A 19,833-nucleotide genomic window follows, 5' to 3' on the forward strand; every position below is an offset into this window, starting at 1 on the left:
CATTCAAGGTTTAAAACCTCCCCTCTGAAGGGGAAAAAACCCAAAAAAATCCGCTTTTTCAATCCTCTGACTTTCAGGGAGAGGTCATTGTCAATTGTCCATTGTTAATTGTCCATTATTGAACTGACATTATAACACTACATAGGTAATATTCAGTAGTTATTTTGATGCTACGTGAAAGTTACAGGTGCTAGTGTACATCTTATGTAGTTTTTTCGCTCATGTTTTGTCTAGAATGCCAGGAGGATTAGCATAAAGAAACAATACTTTAGGAATCTTAACGAATGACGATTACAACCCAGAATTTACAAACCATAGAAAAACAAGTTTGGACTTGGCAAGATTATAAAATTCAATATACTGTGATGGGTACAGGTCAACCCTTGGTACTCATTCACGGTTTTGGTGCTTCTATAGGACACTGGCGCAAAAATATAGCTGTTTTAGCCAATGCTGGTTATCGGGTGTTTGCTGTAGACTTACTAGGTTTTGGTGGTTCGGACAAAGCGACCATTAATTATAGCATGGAAGTGTGGGTAGAACTGTTAAAAGATTTTTATGATTCACACATTCAAACACCGGCTATATTTATAGGAAATTCCATTGGCGCACTGTTGAGTTTAATAATTCTCACAGAACATCCTGAAATTGCTGCTGGGGGAGTATTAATAAATTCTGCTGGTGGTTTGAGTCATCGTCCCCATGAATTAAACCCGGTTTTACGAGTGTTCATGTCCACTTTTAACAAGTTAGTAGCTAACCCAGTCACAGGAAAATTTGTTTTTAACCGCATTCGCCAAAAATCACAAATTCGCCGCACATTGTATCAAGTATATTGCGATCGCCAGGCTGTAACAGATGAACTTGTTGATTTACTTTATACACCATCTTGTGATCCAGGAGCGCAACAAGTTTTTGCTTCCATTCTCACCGCACCTCCAGGACCTGCTCCCGAAGAACTATTACCGCAGTTAAAATGGCCTTTGTTAGTAATTTGGGGTGCTAATGATCCTTGGACTCCAATTACCGGAGCTAAAATTTACGAAGAGGCGGGTAACAATGGTAAAGATATTCAAATTGTGCCTATTCCTAACGCCGGTCATTGTCCCCATGATGAAGTTCCAGATATTGTCAACGCTGCAATAATTGACTGGTTAGCACAGAAAAACTGGAAGTCCGTAGGATAAAACATCAAAACCATCTGAAATGGGTAATGGGTAATGGGTAATTTGTGAATATCATTACCTGTTACCTAATTCCTCTCTCAACTGAGGACAATCTTTTTTCAAATTTTGTCTTGACAAAATAACATTTATATGTGTTTTTTATGATAGAGTTTGATGTCAATCATGGATATAAAGAGAATAAACCCTACAACAATTATCCAGATTTTTCCGCATTTGGCTATCAAGTAATTCAAGAATTAGGCAGAAACTCAGAAGGAGGACGCATTACTTATTTAGCTAATCATATCAAATCTCAAAAACAAGTAGTAATAAAGGAATTTTGTTTTGCAAATACAACTGCTGACTGGTATGGTGTGAAAGCTTATGAAAGGGAAATGCAGTTTTTACAAAGATTAAATCATCCCCGCATCCCTCATTATATAGATTCTTTTGAAACACCAGGATGTTTCTATTTAGTCCAAGAATATAAAAACGCCCCATCATTAGGTTTGAGACGCTGCTTTCATCCCCAAGAAATAAAGGAAATTGCTTTATCAATTTTAGATATTTTAGTTTATCTACAAGAACAAGAACCTAAAATTATTCATCGAGATATCAAACCAGATAATATTTTATTAGACCAGCAATTACAAGCTTATTTAGTAGATTTTGGTTTAGCAAAGACACAGGATAAAAAAGCAGTTTTGAGTACATTGGTTGCTGGTACTCCGGGGTTTATTCCCCCAGAAGCAGAATTTGGATATCCTTTAACAGCAGCAGCTGATTTATATAGTTTAGGTGTAACATTAATTTGCTTGTTGACAAATAGTCGGTCTGCGGATATTGGTAAATTAATGGATGATAAATGTCGCTTTAATTTTCAGGAATTACTTCCTGATATCAGTCCAAGTTTTTGTTCATGGTTAAAGAAAATGGTTGCACCAAATCGTAAATATCGTTATGCTAATGCTGCGGATGCTTTAGCAGCACTAATACCTATTCCGGTGATGGGTTCTGGTACAATATCAGATCAGATATTAGATATTTGGTGGATCGCAATAAATCAACAAAAAATTATAGCTCTGCTGGGTTTAAGTGTGACGGGAATTTTATTAGGTTTAGGCTCAAATTTTATGATTTCTCAACTAGGTGATGCTATAAATTCTAATGTCGAGTTAAAGCCGAATTTAATAGAAGTGAATAGTAGTAAAAATAATAATTATTTAGTCAAGTAATTTAAAATATATAATTGTTTATTTATTACAAAAAAACATGGGTAAAAGTTATTAACTAATTCTCAACCAAGCAATTAATAGCTTATGAATGAATCTTTTGTAATTGTTTTAGGTTCCTTAAAATATTACTTGCCTTGCGTTGAAATTCAAGTTCTGAAATAATATACCCATGATCAAGAAGTAAAACAGGCTTCTAGTCTGTTGACGGCAAATTGTCAAATATTAACCCTTTCCTAGCCATCGTTTGCGCCATTTTGAAGTTGTTTCTAAGGAACTCGTTTCTTGTTCTTGTCGCCTTCTGCTTAATATTAACTCACCAGTATCACTTAAAGAAGGATCTCGATAAGGAATAGCAGCACGAGTTTGTAAATGTTCTTTTTCGGCCACTGAAAGGGGATAAATCCCTGTAATGTCATTTACCCCATCGGGATATGCTCCAATAGTACCAGGAGTGCGCCTTCCTACAGGTGCGGTAGAACCTATTACCAACTTAGCCGCTAAAAGTGCAGTGCGTACAGCAGCAGCACAGGAATAAGTCGCTAATAAACCATCTCTGTGTAAACACTGCGTTAATTTTTGTATAAATTCTACAGTCCATAATTGGGGACAATGGGGTGGTGAAAAGGGATCAAGAAAAATAGCATCTGCTAAAAAACCTGATTTACCTACTTCTTGAATTAATTTTCTAGCATCACCTATGAGTAATTTGGCTTGTAAGCGATTTGTTTGACAATAGTGCTTAAATGCCAGTTCGTTTAAAATAGTTCTATACTCATCATCCCAATCATTAAATATATCCTGGCTCATCGCTGCTTTGGGAACTTCAGGATTTATTTCTAAACCAATAACTTCCACTATACAAGTAGGATTTTCTTGCCAAATTACTTCCAAAGCAGCCGCTGTATTGTATCCTAGACCATAACAAATATCTAAAATTTTGACTATTCCTTTCTTGGCTACTTTCTGTACTTGAGTGGGAACTGCAAATTTTAGATAGCTCTCTTGTTTTGCTCCATAATTACTATGAAAAGCTTCATTAAATTCTTGGGAGAAGAATGTAAACGAACCATCTTTTGTCGATTGAAGTGTAAAATTATTTGTATCTGACATTTTTCTCGTTACCTCATTTCAATATTCATCATTCAGCAGTTAGGATACTGGGTGAGCGAAAATAACCTTCCTCCTGTCACCTGTCACCTGTCACTTATGATTAATCATCAATTTGTTGTTTCTCTCGAATGGCTATTTACCCATCTTAATGATTCCCAAGTAGTCATTATTGATTGTCGCTTTTCTTTGGCTGATCCACAATTAGGACAAAACCAATATCAAACAAGTCATATTCCAGGAGCTTACTATTTAGATTTAAATCAGGATTTATCTAGCCCTGTCGCTGAACATGGGGGAAGACATCCTTTACCTAACCCCAATAATTTAGCAGATAAATTAGCAAAAATTGGGGTAACATCGCAAAAAACTTTAGTAGTCGCTTATGATGATTCACGTTTGGCTTTTGCATCTCGTTTGTGGTGGTTATTGCGTTATTTAGGACATGAACAAGTAGCCGTTTTAGATGGTGGTTTTGCTGGTTGGCAAAAAGCTGGTTATCCTGTTACAGATATAATTCCAGCACTTAAAAAGGAAACTTTTACACCTCATTTAAATCAAGAAAAAGTTGTAGATTATGTTTATGTTAAAAATTTCAAAGATAGTCCAGATGTAGTTTTAGTAGATTCAAGAGATGGCGATCGCTATCGTGGAGAACGAGAACCAACCGATAAAATAGCTGGTCATATTCCTGGTGCTGTAAACTATCCTTGGCAAGAAGTCACCGACACTTCCGGTTTCTTACTTCCCCAATCAGAACAACGTCAGCGATGGGAAAAAATAGCACCTACTACAGAAATTTTAGTTTATTGTGGTTCTGGTGTAACCGCCTGTGTCAATTTACTTTCTTTAGAACTAGCTGGAATTTCCACAGCTAAACTTTATGCAGGTAGTTGGAGTGATTGGATTAGTTATTAGAAATAGAGAATAGAGAATAGGTGATGGGGGACTGGACACTAAAGAACTAACTAGAAAAATCAATCGATCTAATAACAACGCCAATAATAACTCCAACAATCGCTCTAACAATAGAGAATCTAGGCGCGAACAAAGATTTATCAACCGTCCTACCAGAGATAATTTAGGAAGAGAATCAATCAGGAATAATCCTTTGGGATCAATAGATTCTTTTGTCAAAACAGGAGAAGTCATCCGCGAAAATAGACAGAATAACAACCCTGGAAATAATCCTAGAAATAATCCTGGTAACAATTAAGTTTTGAGTTAATAATGGATCGGGAGTTTTAATTTGACTTCATTCATCTATCTTCATGGCTTTGCTTCCAGTCCTAAATCAACCAAAGCACAGGATTTGAGCGAGGTTATTCATCTTCCCCTACCTGCCCTGCGTCCCCTGCTTGCTGCCTTCTGCTTTCTGTTCCCTGCTATATAAAACCTAGACAAAGCTAGACTTTACTTTCTACTTCAACGGGAGCATGGGAGCGGTTATCCCTCAGTAGACTTGCACGCTGTAGCCCAACGCGACTTTCTCAGGTTAAGATTTGGAAACAGACTATCACTATCAATCCTTGGTTTTCGCGTCGGTAATAGTCTGATTCAATACTTGATATCTGAGGATTATATATCAAGTTGGCATTTTTCTGAGCTAACTTATGTCCATTTTTGTTAACATAAGTATATTTTTGTCTATAAAATGGTCAACTTAGGACAAGCTCTTAATAGTTCCCTAACAACTAACAAATGATGCTTCCATTTATTCGTTCTGATTTAAACCAATTTTCTGCTTACAAACCCCACCCCAGCAGCAATACAAGCGAACAGGTTGCAACGCAATTTGATCGGCTGGATACTAATGAAAGTCCCTATGATTTGCCATCAGAGATCAAAGAAAAATTAGCATGGACTTTTCAACAAGTTATAGAAAGCAATCGTTATCCTGATGGTGGACATGAGGCGCTCAAAGAAGCGATCGCCGAATATGTCAATGAGTCAGCTAACCTTTCATCCTCCACTTTCACCGCTGCTCATATTTCTGTAGGTAATGGTTCCGATGAACTGATTCGTTCTTTATTAATCGCCACTTGTTTGGGGCAAGAAGGTTCGATTTTAGTTGCTGATCCCACTTTTTCCATGTATGCCATTTTGGCGCAAACTTTGGGTATTCCTGTGGTGAGTGTGGGTAGAAATGCCAGCAATTTTGAAATAGATTTGAAAGCGGCACAATCAGCCCTAGCAGAAACTCAAAATCCTCCAATTAGGGTGGTTTTCGTTGTTCATCCCAATTCCCCCACAGCTAATAGTTTGACTGCGGCAGAAGTAACATGGTTGAAAAGTTTACCAGAGGAAATTTTGGTAGTGATTGATGAAGCTTACTTTGAATTTAGCCAAACTACCTTGGTTGGGGAATTAGCACAGCATTCAAACTGGATAGTGTTGCGGACTTTTTCTAAAGCTTTCCGGTTAGCAGCTATGCGAGTAGGCTATTGTGTAGGTCATCCTGATGCGATCGCTATTTTAGAAAAAGTCCGTCTTCCTTACAATCTACCCAGTTTTTCCCTTGCTTCCGCTTTAGTAGCTTTACAAAATCGCCAACTTTTGCTCAGTTCCATTCCCCAAACTCTGAGTGAACGCAGTAAACTGATCACGGCTTTATCCCCACACCCAACTTTAGAAATCACAGCTAGTGACACTAACTTTATTTACCTGCGTTTGAAACCGAATACTTCTCAACCAGTCAATGAAGCTTTAAAAATGATCAATCAAACACTCACAAATGAAGGCACTTTAATCAGATTATTGCCTGGGGGATTGAGAATTACTCTAGGAACACCAGAAGAAAACTCTCGTACCTTGACGCGATTACAAACAGCTTTAGCCAAGCTGGAATATTAACTATATTCACTATTAATAATCAAAACATTCGTCGTCTAAATCACTGCCAAGACGACGCACTATTGTCACTGTTTGCGGCAACACACCAACTAACATAGGGTTTGCTGAATAAACTGAAAACCACGATGAATAAAGAGTTTGAGGGTGATAACAAAGAAAATAGGTGCAAGGTTTTGGAAACTATGAGTAGGAAAACCTTGCACTTTGTTGGTTTTTACCTCGTTTCCAAATACAAAAAACTCCTTGATATCCTTAATCTTCAAGGAAAGACTTTTTCAGCAAACCCTAACTATAGCAGCAGTCAGAAGTCAGGATATCAAGGAGTCAGGAGTCAGGTGTTTATGCAAGAAAATCTGCCGTGATGGATAAAAGAAAAAGCTGTTCCAATTAGATTCAACTCCATGCACGCGATATCCCAACTTGAAATACAACTGCCTGGCTTGATAATTATTTTCCAAGACATGAAGATATAAATCTTCAAATCCCCAGTCTTGGCACACTTGTTCACAACTAATCAGTAAACTGGAAGCCAAACCATACCGACGGTATTGTGGGTGAACAGCTAAATTAGACAAATAGGGATAACTCTTTTGAATATTTGTCCAACTATCACTGAAACGCACACCCAGTTCCACAGTTCCCAGTATTTGATGAGTGCCTGTGGTACTGATGTCAACAGCCACCAAACAGACGTGATGAGGTGTCATTGACGCTAGACGATACTTTAAGTCTTCATAAATACCCAAACGGAATAAAGGAAAAGCCCATCCCCATAAACCTTTTTGGGAGTGAAAACTTTCAGCAATGATTTGGGCAATCCCCGGTAAATCAGCAGATGTAGCTGCACGGATTTGGAACTGCCAAGAATTGAGGATACGTGTATCTGTAACTAACTGTTGGTGATGTGGGTGAAAAAACCAGGATTTCAAAGCTAGTTGAGGATTGAGGTTAATTTAAGGAAAGTTGGCTTGAGTATAGTTTTTGTAATTCGTCACTTGTCATTAGTCATGAGGTTATGCTGTAGTTGAGACTGTGGAAACTCACGGCGAAGCCTGTCACCGATCACGTTGTGATTGCTCAATAGACATCTCGTGGTAATTAAATGTGCATAATCCCCGAATCCCTGTAGAGACAATCATGAATTGTCCCTACAATAATTGTCATCAGATGTCTAATTACCAAGAGGTACTTGTTTAATAGTATACTTTATTTTGAAATATAGCTATTATATGTCATATTCATCACTCTACCATAACCCAGATCACAAAAAATCAGCTTTAAGTGTTAGTATCACGGATGGAATGGGAAAAATCAATATATAGTTTATACTCTTTTCTCTGGAGGACAGGGTCTGATGTAGCACCAGCAGGTTATAAAAGGAGGTGAGAAAAGAATTAGTCAGTTGAAATTTACACGGTGAATCAAAAATAACAATCCAATAAACTGTCCTGCGGAAGAGGGGCAAACTGCTGATGACAAATCCTGAAAAACAATAATTTCAATAACTTTGATTACACACTTTGGCATCTAGCTGTCATGTGTCCCAGCAATTTATTGGTCGAAATGCTTGAACCTTACCTGATTCAGAAATACCTTGATCTGAGCAGATTATTCTTTATCCGACTGCCGTTGCAGCAGGAAAGCTGTGCATGACATCACAAGCAAACAGAAACAGTAAGCCAAAAATTTTGGTTGTCGATGATGAGCCAGACAACCTAGACTTGCTTTACCGCAGTTTCTATCGTGAGTATCAGGTTTTGAGAGCTAACTCTGGACATGCGGCTCTGGAATTGCTGGAACAAGAAGGGGATATCGCTGTGATTATCTCTGATCAGCGGATGCCAATGATGAGCGGTACGGAATTTTTAAGTCTGACAGCAACTCAATACCCAGATATTATTCGGATTATTTTAACTGGCTACACTGATGTTGAAGACTTGGTGGAGGCGATTAACTCTGGCAAGGTATTTAAATATGTTACAAAACCTTGGGAAACTGAAGAACTGAAAGCCGTAGTCCGTCAAGCGTTGGATACCCATAATGTCTTGAAAGCCAGAACCCGCGAACTGACTCGGACTCTGCGGAGAGAATCCTTATTGAATACTGTCACTAATACTATTCGTAGCGCCCTAGACTATCGGCAAATTTTACAAACCATTGTTGATACAGTGGGGCATATGTTGGAGGTGGATGTTTGCCTGTTACGTCCCTTTCAAGATGAAAAATTGGCAGATGAAGGATTTATCTACCAAAAATCTACTCAAGCATCATTGCCAGACCAACAGATATCCGCTAATGAGAACAATGATGCTTTTTCTCCACCTCTATCTGAAGACAATAACAAGTTAGCTACCGCAAATCAAGTCTCTATCACCCCATTACCTGTTTTAGCTCAGACAGTGTGGGAAATTGATGCAGTGCAAGTAATTCATAATGTGACTAGTGATGAACGCATTCAAAGTCATGAAGAACGGGCTGCTGCTTTTAAAGAAGCTAATATATGTTCTAGTTTAGTAGTGCCGCTGATTTGTCAACAAGAACTAAGAGCAGTATTAGCTTTACACCATTGCGATCAAATCCGTATTTGGGAAGAGGAAGAGGTAGAACTGGTATCAATTGTAGCTGATCAGGCAGCCTTAGCTTTATCTCAAGCCTATGCTTATGAACAAGTAGAAGCTTTGGCGAAGCGAGAAGGTTTAATTAATACAATTACTAGGGAGATTCGCTCTAGTCTAGACCCACAAGATATCTTTGCTGCTATCACCCAACGATTGGGACAAGCTATGCAGGTTGATGGCTGTGTTCTGTCTTTATGGACTCAGGAAGATGAATTTGTCCATTGTGTAGGTTTGTATGACAGTTCTAAACATCTGGAGAATTTTCCCCAAAATAACCTCACTAGAAATCGGCGAGCTTTAATTCAGCAGTTGTCTAGTTCCCAAGCTCCGATCAGGAAAAATCCGATTTTTTTAGAAATATTGCGAACAAAAGAGCCTGTTGTAATTACGGATATAAATCACTCTCCCTCAGATGTCCAGGCATTTGACCTACCTTTGAAAATGCGACCGCGATCGCTCATGGTCGTTCCCTTATTAATTGATGGTCAATGTATTGGTAGTATTACTCTGAGAGAAGGTGAGAAAATCCGTAAGTGGCTACCATCGGAAATTGAACTGGCTAAGGCCGTGGCCGCTCAAGCTGCGATCGCTGTCCAACAATCTCGTTTATACCAAACAACTCGTGAACAGGCGGAACGTTTAATCCAATTAGATCAACAAAAAACCGAATTTTTCCAAAATATCTCCCATGAATTTCGCACCCCTATCACCTTAATTCAAGGACCTCTGGAGTCAGCAGTCGAAAGCGGGGAAGGCTTTACCCCAGAGCAATGTGCGATCGCCCTCCGCAATTCTCGCCGTCTGTTACGATTGGTAAATCAACTACTCGATTTACAACGCTTGGACGCTGGTAAAATGCAACCGAGTTTCTGTCCTTGCAATCTAGTTGAATTTGTTAACCAAATAGTCGATTCCTTTCGTCCTTATTGTGAGCGCAAGGGACTGAGAGTAATTACGGATTTGTTTGAATGTCCAACAGTCTACTTGGACATGGAAAAATTTGACAAGGTACTTTACAACCTGTTGTCCAATGCCATGAAATTTACTCCCGATGGGGGTAAAATTACCGTAAGATTATTCAATGATGCTAATGCTTGCGTCTTACAAGTTCAAGATACAGGAATTGGTATTCTTCCCGAACAACTTCCCCACCTATTTGAGCGATTCCGTCAAGCTGAAGGTTCAGAAAACCGCTCCTATGAAGGGAGTGGATTGGGTTTATCCCTGGTTAAAGAATTAGTCGAACTACACAGAGGTGAAATCAGCGTCCAATCAGTTTATGGACAGGGTACTCAATTTAGTATTCGCTTGTTGACAGGTTCAGAGCATTTACCTCCAGAACAGCTACTAGATACACCCTGCGAATTAAATATCAGCCGCGCCAATGTAGAACTAGCGAATTTAGAACAGGTAGGATCAGCACTTGAAAACACAGAAATTCTCACCAGAGATTCATCAGCGAATTTACAACTTGTCGGTTCTTATGGACAAATTGATACTACTGACCCACTTAATAAACAATTAATATTAGTAGTAGAAGATAACCCAGATATGCGAGGCTATGTAGCCGATATTTTACGTCCGTGCTATCAAGTAACTACCGCTCGTAACGGTTACGAAGGATATAATTTGGCACGAGAAATTCTTCCCAGTCTGATTATTACTGACTTAATGATGCCCTTAGTGACTGGCTTAGAAATGATTCAGATGATTCGCACTGATGATTTGATGCGAGGTACACCTGTCATTCTCCTAACAGCAAAAGCTGATGACGAAACTCGCATTCAAGGAACAGAATATGGTGCAGATGCTTATTTAGCTAAACCATTTAATGATCGGGAACTGCTGGCAGAGGTACGCAATCTTTTAGCCTTGAAGGAAAATGAAAAACGAGTCTTGGAGCTAAACACTTACTTGACAGAATCTGTACTCAAACGCTTTTTACCCACTGCTTTAGTCCAGAAAGCTGCTGCGGGAACTTTGTCTCTAGATTTACGCCCAGAACCGCGTTTAGTGACAGTTTTGTTTAGTGACATTGTTGGTTTTACCCAGCTATCCAATACTCTCAGATCCCGAAAAGTCGCAGAGGTGCTAAATGAATATTTGGAAACTATGACTAAAGTTGTGTTTCAGAATGGTGGTACTGTCGATAAATTTATGGGAGATGCTATCTTAGCTTTGTACGGAGCGCCAGAAGACCTCACACCCAATGAACAGGTGCGTCGTGCTATCAATACTGCCAGAGGAATGCAACAAGCCCTGGTAAATTTAAATAAGCGTTGGCTAGAACAGGGTATATTTGAAACAGATGGACGTAAAGGTGTACAGTTTCGCTGTGGCATCCACCAAGGTACAGCAGTGGTGGGGATGTTTGGTAGTGAAGAACGTGCTGATTATACGGCTATTGGTCCTTCTGTGAATATTGCTGCTAGATTGCAAGCCGCTGCTATACCTGGTACTATCTTAGTTTCTGCTGCTGTTGCTGATTATTTGCAGGAAGAAGAAATTACTAAAGGTAGTCCCCTGGAACTGAAAGGAATAGATGAAACAGTTCTCACTTTTGTCGTGAGAACAGATTTAGATGCTTCTATAGCTAATGAGTAAAGTCAAGTTCTACTGGATATTCAAACATGAACAATGTCAAATCCAGTTTTAAACTGTATGATGAAACCATCAAATACAGACATACTGATCCACCTTGGTTTTGGACTGCTGTATTTACAAGTTCGATTTTCCTACATCTGTTCGTGTTTTGGTTATTGCGCTCCTATGACCAATTTTTACCGTGGATTCCTCGGTCAAATCAAGATTATATTGCTATTGATTTAATAGATATTCAACCTTCTGTAGAATCACAAGAATCACAACCCACAACCGTTAAACCAAAAGTTTCTTCTTCAAGTCAAAAGTCTGTTACAGCATCTTCACCAAAAACCACTCTCACCACTCCCGAAAACCCAGATGATCAGGTAATAAGTTCTGATCTCAATCTTTCACAACAGGGAGAAAGCGAAAATACTGAGGTTAATAATCAACCATTAGAACCCACACCTACACCTACACCCACACCTACATTTACACCTCAAGTACAATTTACTCCCAAACCTACTCCCACACAGACTATTCCATTCAATGATCTTCCCTGGAATCGTCGTCAAGAAATCAAGTTGGGAAAGGGAACTTTATTACCAAATGATATTCCTTCAGAGTCACCAACTCCAGAACCAGAACCAGAAACTGCATCAACTCCCACTCCAGAAACTACACCAACTCCCACTCCAGAAACTACATCAACTCCCACTCCAGAAACTACACCAACTCCCACATCAGAAGAAACCACAACTCCAAAAGCAGGGGGTTTACTAGCTAATATTGCGCCTATACTGAGAGATGAAATAGAACAATTAAGACAAGATGGAAAATTAAGAGTAGATGGTTTACCTGATGTACTGGCAGAATATCAAGGTTCTCCAAACAAGGAATTAGAGCTTAATTTTCTTGCAAGTGACTCTGGATTAAAACCAGCAAATATACTAGCCAGTTTAATTATTGATAAAAACGGTAACTTTCAACAAGCAGTAATTATCAATCTCGAACCTGCGGCACTTCGCAGTGAAAAAAGTATTTATGAACAAGCATTAAATGAGATTTTTCAACAAGAAAGCTTTGTGGGTGCGTATAATCAGGATGGCTCAAAACCAGAGTTAAGCAATTTATATGTGCGTATTAAAATTGAGCCGATAAATTTTCAATAAGGGCTTGCAATTTCACGAAGGTTCTGTTATATTTAAATAGCTGGAAATTCGCGGGCGTAGTTTAGTGGTAAAACTATAGCCTTCCAAGCTATTAATGCGGGTTCGATTCCCGCCGCCCGCTTAGTTGTAAAACCTTTAATGTATTTAGTTTTCAAGGTACAGATGGCAAAAAGTTAAAAACTCTCTTGATCTCATTTCTAGCAATATTCTATCAATGTCGATTTTCAAAGTTTAGGATATAAGCCATTAAGAATTAACAAATATAACAAGAGTCAGTAGGAGTTTAGCAATGTGCTTTACTCCTACAAGATTCAGGTATAAACAAACTGTGATACAACTACGATATTTAACCAAATCTACCACTAATGTAAGCTTTTGTATCTTCTTGTTGCGGATTGTTGAAAATTAATTCTGTTGGGGCGTATTCTACTAAATAGCCTGTACGTCCACCCTTTTCAGAAGTTTTAACATTAAAGAAAGCTGTTCTATCAGAAACTCGCGCAGCTTGTTGCATATTGTGGGTAACAATCACAATCGTGTATTGTTCTTTAAGTTCGTGAATGAGTTCTTCAACCCGCAAAGTGGAAATAGGATCAAGTGCGGAACAAGGTTCATCCATGAGTATTACTTCTGGTTGCACTGCGATCGCTCTAGCGATACATAACCTTTGTTGTTGTCCACCAGAAAGAGACAAACCACTTTGGTTGAGTTTATCTTTCACTTCATCCCACAAAGCAGCTTGACGCAAACTCCGTTCTACCAATTCATCAATATTACCTCTGTAGCCGTTAATTCTCGCACCAAAAGCAATATTTTCTTTAATTGATTTAGGAAATGGGTTTGGTCGTTGAAACACCATCCCGATGCGACGACGCACTTCTACTGGATCAATGTCAGGTGCATACAAATTCTTATCATCAAAATAAACCTTACCTTCTGCACGGAATGAGTCAATTAAATCATTTAGACGATTATAGCAACGTAGTAATGTACTTTTACCACAACCAGAAGGACCAATAAAAGCAGTAACTTGATTTTTGGGAATATCTAACCAAATATTTTGTACAGCTAAGAAGTTACCGTAATAAATATTCAGGTTTTCTGTACGTAACACAACGTTAGCATCGTTGATTGTACTGGCGTTCATAGTCATAGATATTTTAGAGTTAGGTTGTAAAGTAGGCATAATGTTTATGAGCTTTTGTTAAGCTTTTTGTCTAGTTGCCCAGCGAGCGATAATACTTGTAATCAGAACCATCAAGACCAAAATTAAAGAAGCAGCCCAAGCTAGAGACTGCCAATTTTTGAAGGGTGAAATAGCGAAGTTGTAAACTAAAACAGCCAAAGAAGCGGTAGGTTTGAGTAAACCATCAGGCCAAAAAGACGAAAAGAGAGCAGTAAACAATAATGGTGCTGTTTCTCCCGATGCTCTGGCGATCGCCAAAGTCGAACCAGTTACAATAGCTGGTAAAGCTGCTGGTACAACAACTTGTATCACTGTTTGAAAGTTAGTTGCGCCTAAACCCAAAGATGCTTGTCGTAAATCCTGGGGGACAAGCTGTAAAGCTTCATCAGTTGTACGGACAATAATTGGTAACATTAAAATTGCCAACGCAAACCCACCACCCAAAGCCGAGTAAGAGCCTAAATTTAGTCTTGTTAGGGTTAAGACCACAATCGAGTATGCAAACACACCTGCAATAATTGAGGGAACACCACTCAAAACATTAGTAGCAAAGCGTACCCACCGAGCAATTTTACCATTACTAAATTCTGTTAAATAAATAGCTGCCAATACTCCTGTAGGAATACTGATGGTAGCACCAATACCCACCATCAGCAAAGTTCCCAAAATGGCATTACCGAAACCACCGCCTTTTCTGAAAGGTGCTGGTGGTAGTTGGGTAAACACATCAAGACTGAGACTGCTAAAACCTTTAAATAATACGTAAGAAAGTACAGCCAGCAAAGGAAATAGTGCCAATGCTCCACAGATAAACGCTACTACTGTCATCACCGTGTTAAATAAAGTGCGGGGAGAAGTAGGAGAACGAGTCAGGCTATTTTGGGGAAATAGAGAAGTCATATAGTTAGGAGTTCAAGGAGTCAGGAGTTCAAGGAGTCAGGAGTTCCAGGAGTTCAGGAGTCAGTAGAGACTAGACTTTCCTCAGTGAGAGTGATCTTGGAGTATCACTTCACTTCAGTCAAACTGGGAAACCCGACCACAGGGGTGTTTCCCCAAGTGAAGCAACTACCGTTCAGGAGAAAAATAATCAACTTTTGCCTTTTTTGCCTTTTGCATTTTACCCCTTGCCTGTTGCCTTATTATGAGAACCATTTTTAACACATCCTAATTAATTATCCTGATAATTACTGTTATTAAAGTCGCTTTACCCGCATAACAATAAACTCTGCCAAAATATTGACTAAAAAAGTCAACATAAACAACACCAAAGCTGCATACATTAAAGCAGAAACTTGCAGACCGCTGGCTTCAGAAAATTGATTTGCTAGTAGTGAAGAAATGGTATTAGAAGGAGCTAACAAAGAAATATTAATATTGTTAGAATTACCAATTAACATGGTGACAGCCATTGTTTCACCCATTGCTCGGCCAAGTGCTAACATTACAGCACTGACAATACCGGAAAATGCCGCAGGAATCAGGACTTGAAAAATAGTTTCCCAACGAGTTGCACCCAGTCCCAAGGCTGCTTGACGTAAACTAGGGGGAAGGGAAATTAAAGCATCACGGGAGATAGCAGTGATAATCGGCAAAGTCATAATTGCTAAAATTACTCCTGCTGGTAACATCCCAGGTCCTGTAGGTGTAGAACTAAAAAATGGTATCCAACCTAAAGAACTGTGTAACCATTTACCTACATCATTTAAAATCGGGATTAAAACAAAAATCCCCCATACTCCATAGACAACACTCGGAATAGCAGCTAGTAATTCTACTAAAAATACTAAAACCAACCGCACCTGAGATGGGAGAAAATTCTCACTTAATAAAACCGCCGTACCCACGCCAATGGGTACAGCTAACAACAAGCCAATAAAAGAACTCATCAGAGTTCCATAAATTGCTGGTAAGACTCCATAGTTATCATTAACTGGGTTCCAACTGCTTTGAACTAAAAAGCCCAACCCAAATTCTTGGATAGCAGGCCAAGCACTAGAAGCGACTTGCAACGCTATCCATAGGAGAATACCAGCGATCGCCAGAGCAAAAATCCTTGTCAACCAAATAAAGCCCCTATCTAGAGATTTATCAAGTTCCGAGCGTTGTTTAACAGCTAATGACAGATTCTGAAAATTTGTATTCATGAATACTGACTCTAGAAAGAAAATCGGAAAAAATGTGAGGGGAACCAAATAAAAGTCAAGAGTCACAAGTCAAATGCTTGCGGTGATAACCTTGGGGGTGGCTATAAATGAAATTATCATTTCGTTACCTTTTGGCATTTGATACTAAATAATCAGGGTTCCCAACTGATTTAGTAATTCAATGATTGATTATCTTGAGCATAGACGGAAAAGTGAAATTACTTACTCGCATTGGTGGAGTCACCAACAGCAATTTTATAATCAGGACTGATTTGATCAGCAGCAGCAGCTACTTTAGTAACCACATTTGCTGGTAAGGGAATATAACCTAGTTCATCAGACAGCTTTTGTCCATCAGTCAAAGCATACTCTATCGCCGCTTCCATTGCCTTCGCTTTGGCTGCATCAGGATACTTTTTATAAGCCAGAATCCAAGTATAACTGACAATGGGGTAAGAATCTGCACCTTCTGGATCAGAAATAAAGGCGCGGAGATTTTCTGGTAATGTTACAGCTTCTAGGGTTTTAGATGTTGATTCCGCATTTGCAGTCACAAATTTACCACTTTTGTTTTCCAAAGCAGCAAATTTTAAATTGCTTTGTTTAGCGTAACCATATTCTATGTAACCAATAGCACCTTGAGTTTGTTGGATTTGGGCAGTTACACCTTCATTACCCTTACCACCAACGCCCACTGGCCATTTTACACTTTTTCCTTCACCAACTTTTTCTTTCCATTCTGGACTGATAGCACTGAGATGTTTTGTAAATACACCTGTAGTTCCACTACCATCAGCACGATGGATGACAGTTATGGGTTGGTTTGGTAACTTAGCATCAGGATTAGCTTTAGCGATCGCTGGATCATTCCAGGTTTTGATTTTACCTAGTAGAATATCAGTATATACGGTTCGTGGTAGTTTCAGTTCAGGAACATCTGGCAGGTTATAAGCCAGGACAATGCTACCAGCAGTTACAGGCAGCATCATTACCCCTTTATCTGCTGGTATTTTGGCGATTTCCTCATCCTTCATGGCCACATCACTAGCACCAAAGTCTACAGTACCTTTGGTAAACTGTTCAACTCCAGCACCACTACCCACTGACTGATAGTTAACTTTTAAACTCGGATATTTTTTGTTCAATTCAGTAAACCAAGTTTGGTAAAGTGGAGCAGGAAAAGATGCACCAGCACCTGTCAATGTAACATCTCCACCTAAATCCAAATTTTTACCAGAGGTAGTGGCAGCAGTATTTTCAGTATTGCCTGAATTATCAGTATTAGCAGTGTTGTTTGGGCTGGAATCTCCCCCACAAGCAGCTAAACCTAATGTCAGTGCTACTACGGAAATAGTGGTTTTGACGCGGTTATTTTTAACAGAAATTTTGCGTAATAGCATTGCTGTCTAAATTTTGTAAATTGCCATAATAAGAGAAGCGCCTCTAACATACCTCTAAATATTTAATCTCAGGTAAACAAAAGGTTAACAAACCACAAATTTTCTGTTTTCCTGATCAATGTCCAAAATTTATCTGATCAATTAGTTGTTACTAATAGTGATACAAATTATACTTTAATTAGAGATAATTTCAGGAAAAATATTGAAAAACTTGCTCCTGGTAAGTTACTTGTGCAAACAAATATTCTGACTACTGACTACTGACTACTGACTCCTGATTCCTGACTACTGACTCCTGACTCCCGACTTCTTACTTGATTGGTTACATTTGCGATTTTTACATATACTGGTGGTTGCTGTTAGTGTTACCTTTGGGCTATTCCCTATTGCCTGATCAATGTTTGCTGCTTCCAATCAATTACTATGGTCCATGATTGGCTTACTCCTAACAATGGGTGGCACGTTCCTAGAAGCCTATGGCACTACCTTACCTTGGAGTTGGAGTCAGCAAGGAATTAAAACCTTTTCTTTAGGTGTCAGCTATCAAGTTGGTGCAGTGCTGTTGGTAGGTTGTTTAGGAGGTAAAAATGCTGGTGCGCTTTCCCAGATTGCTTATCTAGTCATGGGATTAACATTATTGCCTGTATTTGCCGAAGGAGGTGGTATAGGATATGTTAAACTATCTCAGTTTGGCTATTTGCTCGGTTTTATTCCAGGAGCTTGGATTTGCGGATATTTTGCCTTTAAAGCCAGACCTCGTTTAGAAACCCTGGCTTTTAGTTGCCTTTGTGGTTTGTTAACAGTCCACTTATGCGGTATTGCTTATTTAATGATCAGTTATCTTTTTCCCTGGAGAGGTGCAGAACATCTACCTTTAATGGAAGCTATCCTCAAATATTCTTGGTTTTCACTTCCAGGTCAACTAGCTGTTGTCTGCGCTGTCACCATCATAGCTTATGTACTACGACATATCATGTTTTATTAATTAGGGCATTGGGCATTGGGAATAATCGTGAAATGACTAATAACTAATAACTAATGACTAATGACTAATAACTGATAAATAATTTACCATGCGTTTAAAAAATCGACTTTTTTGGATTGCTGCTTTCGTTGCTTTTGTGATAGACCAATTAACAAAAATATGGGTAGTGAAAACCTTTGAGTTAGGAGAAACGTTACCACTGCTACCAGGAATATTTCACTTTACATATCTCACCAACACTGGGGCTGCTTTTAGTATTTTAAGTGGAAAAGTAGAATGGTTGCGCTGGTTATCCTTGGGAGTGAGTTTAGTGTTAATAGCGATCGCATCCTGGGGACCAGTATTAAGTTTTTGGGAACAGTTAGGTTATGGTTTAATTTTAGGTGGAGCTATGGGTAATGGTATTGATAGATTTGCTTTAGGCTACGTCGTTGATTTTCTCGATTTTCGTCTCATCAACTTTGCCGTCTTTAATCTGGCTGATTCTTGTATTAGTATTGGTATTGTTTGTTTGTTAATTGCATCTTTCCAAAAAACACCAAATTCTCATCACAGAATACGATAACAATTGATAATTGTCAATTATTGAAATATCTCTATCGCCAATACCAGCGGTTTCTTGACATTGAAAAATCCGCTGTTTAGTGATAGAGACTATTTTTATTGATGCAAACTTGTAAAAAATCCCCTGATCGAACAAATAAATGTAGCGAGAGTTGTTCTTTAAGGAGTAGAAATTTGAGTTAAAAGATTCAGATTTAAGTACCAGCAGGGGCAGTTTGTGGTAAAATATTCACAGGAACTTGCTCTGGGCTAGAAAACTCTGTTACAGGAGAGCTTTCTGGAACAGGAGTCAATTGGTTGGAATTATCAGGACTGGGGCTAGTTGGTGTAACTGGTACTGTGGTAGTATCTAAGTCAGTATTGCTCTCAATAGAATTAGTTTCTGGATTAGTTTGTAGATTAGTTTCGGGTGATGAAACAGGACTCAGAAAATTCTTATCAAGTGGTATCCCACCTGGACAACGTGAGTTAAGCGGGAAACGTTGACAGAGAATTTTCATTCCTTCTGGTGACATCTTAATTTCCGCCGCTGTACCCATAGAGGAGTCACTTGATTCTAACAACAAAGATTCACTTGATTGAGCCATAGCAGCGTTACCAGTAAGCGCCAAAGTCATGGCGGTACCAATCAAGGTCAGAGATTTTCCCTTCATTCTGAAATTAACCTCAAGGTCAACGGAACACTGCGCTAATTAAATCAAACTCTTGATGGGACAAAATCAGTCGCAAGGAAGATGTAAAATTCCTTAAATAATGCTAAAAGCCCTTGGCAAAAGTAAAATTTAAATATTTTGTCAATAGAATAGAAGTTTTAAGGAAT

General features: G+C 38.9%; 16 protein-coding genes and 1 tRNA gene. 10 read left to right on the top strand and 7 right to left on the bottom strand.

Going from position 1 to position 19,833, the window contains the following annotated elements:
- Positions 1–284: 284 nt before the first annotated feature.
- The gene (locus IQ237_RS14630; RefSeq protein ID WP_194056357.1) at positions 285–1,187 is read left to right on the top strand and encodes an alpha/beta fold hydrolase; all 903 of its coding nucleotides are present in this window, start codon (positions 285–287) and stop codon (positions 1,185–1,187) included.
- Positions 1,188–1,327: 140 nt separating this feature from the next.
- Positions 1,328–2,401 (top strand): serine/threonine-protein kinase, encoded by a 1,074-nt coding sequence (locus tag IQ237_RS14635; RefSeq protein ID WP_228020298.1) that lies wholly within the window; start codon positions 1,328–1,330, stop codon positions 2,399–2,401.
- A gap of 222 nt (positions 2,402–2,623) precedes the next feature.
- On the opposite strand, the gene IQ237_RS14640 is transcribed toward IQ237_RS14635, so the two are convergent.
- Positions 2,624–3,511 (bottom strand): tRNA (5-methylaminomethyl-2-thiouridine)(34)-methyltransferase MnmD, encoded by an 888-nt coding sequence (locus tag IQ237_RS14640; protein ID WP_194056359.1) that lies wholly within the window; start codon positions 3,509–3,511, stop codon positions 2,624–2,626.
- A 96-nt stretch (positions 3,512–3,607) separates the two neighbouring features.
- Here IQ237_RS14640 and IQ237_RS14645 point away from each other — a divergent pair, with 96 nt between their 5' ends.
- The 3 genes from IQ237_RS14645 (at position 3,608) to IQ237_RS14655 (ending at position 6,361) form a co-directional block, all read left to right on the top strand.
- Positions 3,608–4,426, top strand: coding sequence for a sulfurtransferase (locus IQ237_RS14645; RefSeq protein ID WP_194056361.1), 819 nt, complete (start codon positions 3,608–3,610; stop codon positions 4,424–4,426).
- Positions 4,427–4,757: 331 nt separating this feature from the next.
- Positions 4,758–4,901 carry a YqiA/YcfP family alpha/beta fold hydrolase gene (locus tag IQ237_RS26325; RefSeq protein WP_228020299.1) on the top strand — a complete coding sequence of 48 codons (144 nt, stop codon included), beginning with the start codon at positions 4,758–4,760 and terminating at the stop codon, positions 4,899–4,901.
- A gap of 311 nt (positions 4,902–5,212) precedes the next feature.
- The gene (locus tag IQ237_RS14655) at positions 5,213–6,361 is read left to right on the top strand and encodes a histidinol-phosphate transaminase (protein WP_194056363.1); all 1,149 of its coding nucleotides are present in this window, start codon (positions 5,213–5,215) and stop codon (positions 6,359–6,361) included.
- A 308-nt stretch (positions 6,362–6,669) separates the two neighbouring features.
- Here the strand turns inward: IQ237_RS14655 and IQ237_RS14660 are convergent, their stop codons facing one another.
- Complete coding sequence (locus IQ237_RS14660) at positions 6,670–7,290, bottom strand: N-acetyltransferase (RefSeq protein WP_096567463.1); 621 nt, start codon at positions 7,288–7,290, stop codon at positions 6,670–6,672.
- A gap of 720 nt (positions 7,291–8,010) precedes the next feature.
- Between IQ237_RS14660 and IQ237_RS14665 the strand changes: the two genes are divergently transcribed.
- The 3 genes from IQ237_RS14665 (at position 8,011) to IQ237_RS14675 (ending at position 12,855) form a co-directional block, all read left to right on the top strand.
- Positions 8,011–11,583 (top strand): response regulator, encoded by a 3,573-nt coding sequence (locus IQ237_RS14665; protein ID WP_194056365.1) that lies wholly within the window; start codon positions 8,011–8,013, stop codon positions 11,581–11,583.
- Positions 11,584–11,609: 26 nt separating this feature from the next.
- Entirely contained in the window at positions 11,610–12,734 is a 1,125-nt protein-coding gene (locus IQ237_RS14670) for a hypothetical protein (protein ID WP_194056367.1), read from the top strand.
- Between the two features lie 50 nt (positions 12,735–12,784).
- A tRNA-Gly gene (locus tag IQ237_RS14675) sits at positions 12,785–12,855 on the top strand.
- Positions 12,856–13,080: 225 nt separating this feature from the next.
- Here the strand turns inward: IQ237_RS14675 and pstB are convergent.
- The 4 genes from pstB to pstS all read right to left on the bottom strand — a co-directional run bounded on the left by pstB (position 13,081) and on the right by pstS (position 17,464).
- On the bottom strand, positions 13,081–13,887 hold the full coding sequence (gene pstB / locus IQ237_RS14680) for a phosphate ABC transporter ATP-binding protein PstB (RefSeq protein WP_194056450.1): 807 nt from the start codon (positions 13,885–13,887) through the stop codon (positions 13,081–13,083).
- 51 nt (positions 13,888–13,938) lie between these two features.
- Positions 13,939–14,820 carry a phosphate ABC transporter permease PstA gene (gene pstA / locus IQ237_RS14685; RefSeq protein ID WP_194056369.1) on the bottom strand — a complete coding sequence of 294 codons (882 nt, stop codon included), beginning with the start codon at positions 14,818–14,820 and terminating at the stop codon, positions 13,939–13,941.
- A 293-nt stretch (positions 14,821–15,113) separates the two neighbouring features.
- Positions 15,114–16,064, bottom strand: a complete 951-nt coding sequence (gene pstC / locus IQ237_RS14690) for a phosphate ABC transporter permease subunit PstC (protein ID WP_194056371.1) — start codon at positions 16,062–16,064, stop codon at positions 15,114–15,116.
- 218 nt (positions 16,065–16,282) lie between these two features.
- Positions 16,283–17,464, bottom strand: a complete 1,182-nt coding sequence (pstS, locus tag IQ237_RS14695; RefSeq protein ID WP_194056373.1) for a phosphate ABC transporter substrate-binding protein PstS — start codon at positions 17,462–17,464, stop codon at positions 16,283–16,285.
- A gap of 397 nt (positions 17,465–17,861) precedes the next feature.
- Here pstS and IQ237_RS14700 point away from each other — a divergent pair, with 397 nt between their 5' ends.
- Together IQ237_RS14700 and lspA are read left to right on the top strand one after the other, a co-directional pair.
- Entirely contained in the window at positions 17,862–18,449 is a 588-nt protein-coding gene (locus IQ237_RS14700; RefSeq protein ID WP_194056375.1) for a biotin transporter BioY, read from the top strand.
- An 88-nt stretch (positions 18,450–18,537) separates the two neighbouring features.
- The gene (gene lspA, locus IQ237_RS14705) at positions 18,538–19,014 is read left to right on the top strand and encodes a signal peptidase II (RefSeq protein WP_194056377.1); all 477 of its coding nucleotides are present in this window, start codon (positions 18,538–18,540) and stop codon (positions 19,012–19,014) included.
- Between the two features lie 193 nt (positions 19,015–19,207).
- Here the strand turns inward: lspA and IQ237_RS14710 are convergent, their stop codons facing one another.
- The gene (locus IQ237_RS14710) at positions 19,208–19,630 is read right to left on the bottom strand and encodes a hypothetical protein (RefSeq protein ID WP_194056378.1); all 423 of its coding nucleotides are present in this window, start codon (positions 19,628–19,630) and stop codon (positions 19,208–19,210) included.
- Positions 19,631–19,833 lie beyond the last annotated feature (203 nt).

The sequence above is a fragment of the Sphaerospermopsis sp. LEGE 08334 genome (assembly GCF_015207205.1).
In the GTDB taxonomy this organism is placed as follows: Bacteria; Cyanobacteriota; Cyanobacteriia; order Cyanobacteriales; family Nostocaceae; genus Sphaerospermopsis.

Excerpts from the sequence above, each read along its gene's own strand:
- IQ237_RS14665 (WP_194056365.1), top strand. The coding sequence starts at position 8,011 with ATGACATCACAAGCAAACAGAAACAGTAAGCCAAAAATTTTGGTTGTC.
- IQ237_RS14635 (WP_228020298.1), top strand. The coding sequence starts at position 1,328 with ATGATAGAGTTTGATGTCAATCATGGATATAAAGAGAATAAACCCTAC.
- IQ237_RS14670 (WP_194056367.1), top strand. The coding sequence starts at position 11,610 with ATGAACAATGTCAAATCCAGTTTTAAACTGTATGATGAAACCATCAAA.
- lspA (WP_194056377.1), top strand. The coding sequence starts at position 18,538 with ATGCGTTTAAAAAATCGACTTTTTTGGATTGCTGCTTTCGTTGCTTTT.
- pstC (WP_194056371.1), bottom strand. The coding sequence starts at position 16,064 with ATGAATACAAATTTTCAGAATCTGTCATTAGCTGTTAAACAACGCTCG.
- pstA (WP_194056369.1), bottom strand. The coding sequence starts at position 14,820 with ATGACTTCTCTATTTCCCCAAAATAGCCTGACTCGTTCTCCTACTTCT.
- IQ237_RS14700 (WP_194056375.1), top strand. The coding sequence starts at position 17,862 with ATGTTTGCTGCTTCCAATCAATTACTATGGTCCATGATTGGCTTACTC.
- IQ237_RS14640 (WP_194056359.1), bottom strand. The coding sequence starts at position 3,511 with ATGTCAGATACAAATAATTTTACACTTCAATCGACAAAAGATGGTTCG.
- IQ237_RS14630 (WP_194056357.1), top strand. The coding sequence starts at position 285 with ATGACGATTACAACCCAGAATTTACAAACCATAGAAAAACAAGTTTGG.
- IQ237_RS14645 (WP_194056361.1), top strand. The coding sequence starts at position 3,608 with ATGATTAATCATCAATTTGTTGTTTCTCTCGAATGGCTATTTACCCAT.
- pstS (WP_194056373.1), bottom strand. The coding sequence starts at position 17,464 with ATGCTATTACGCAAAATTTCTGTTAAAAATAACCGCGTCAAAACCACT.
- IQ237_RS14710 (WP_194056378.1), bottom strand. The coding sequence starts at position 19,630 with ATGACTTTGGCGCTTACTGGTAACGCTGCTATGGCTCAATCAAGTGAA.
- pstB (WP_194056450.1), bottom strand. The coding sequence starts at position 13,887 with ATGACTATGAACGCCAGTACAATCAACGATGCTAACGTTGTGTTACGT.
- IQ237_RS14655 (WP_194056363.1), top strand. The coding sequence starts at position 5,213 with ATGCTTCCATTTATTCGTTCTGATTTAAACCAATTTTCTGCTTACAAA.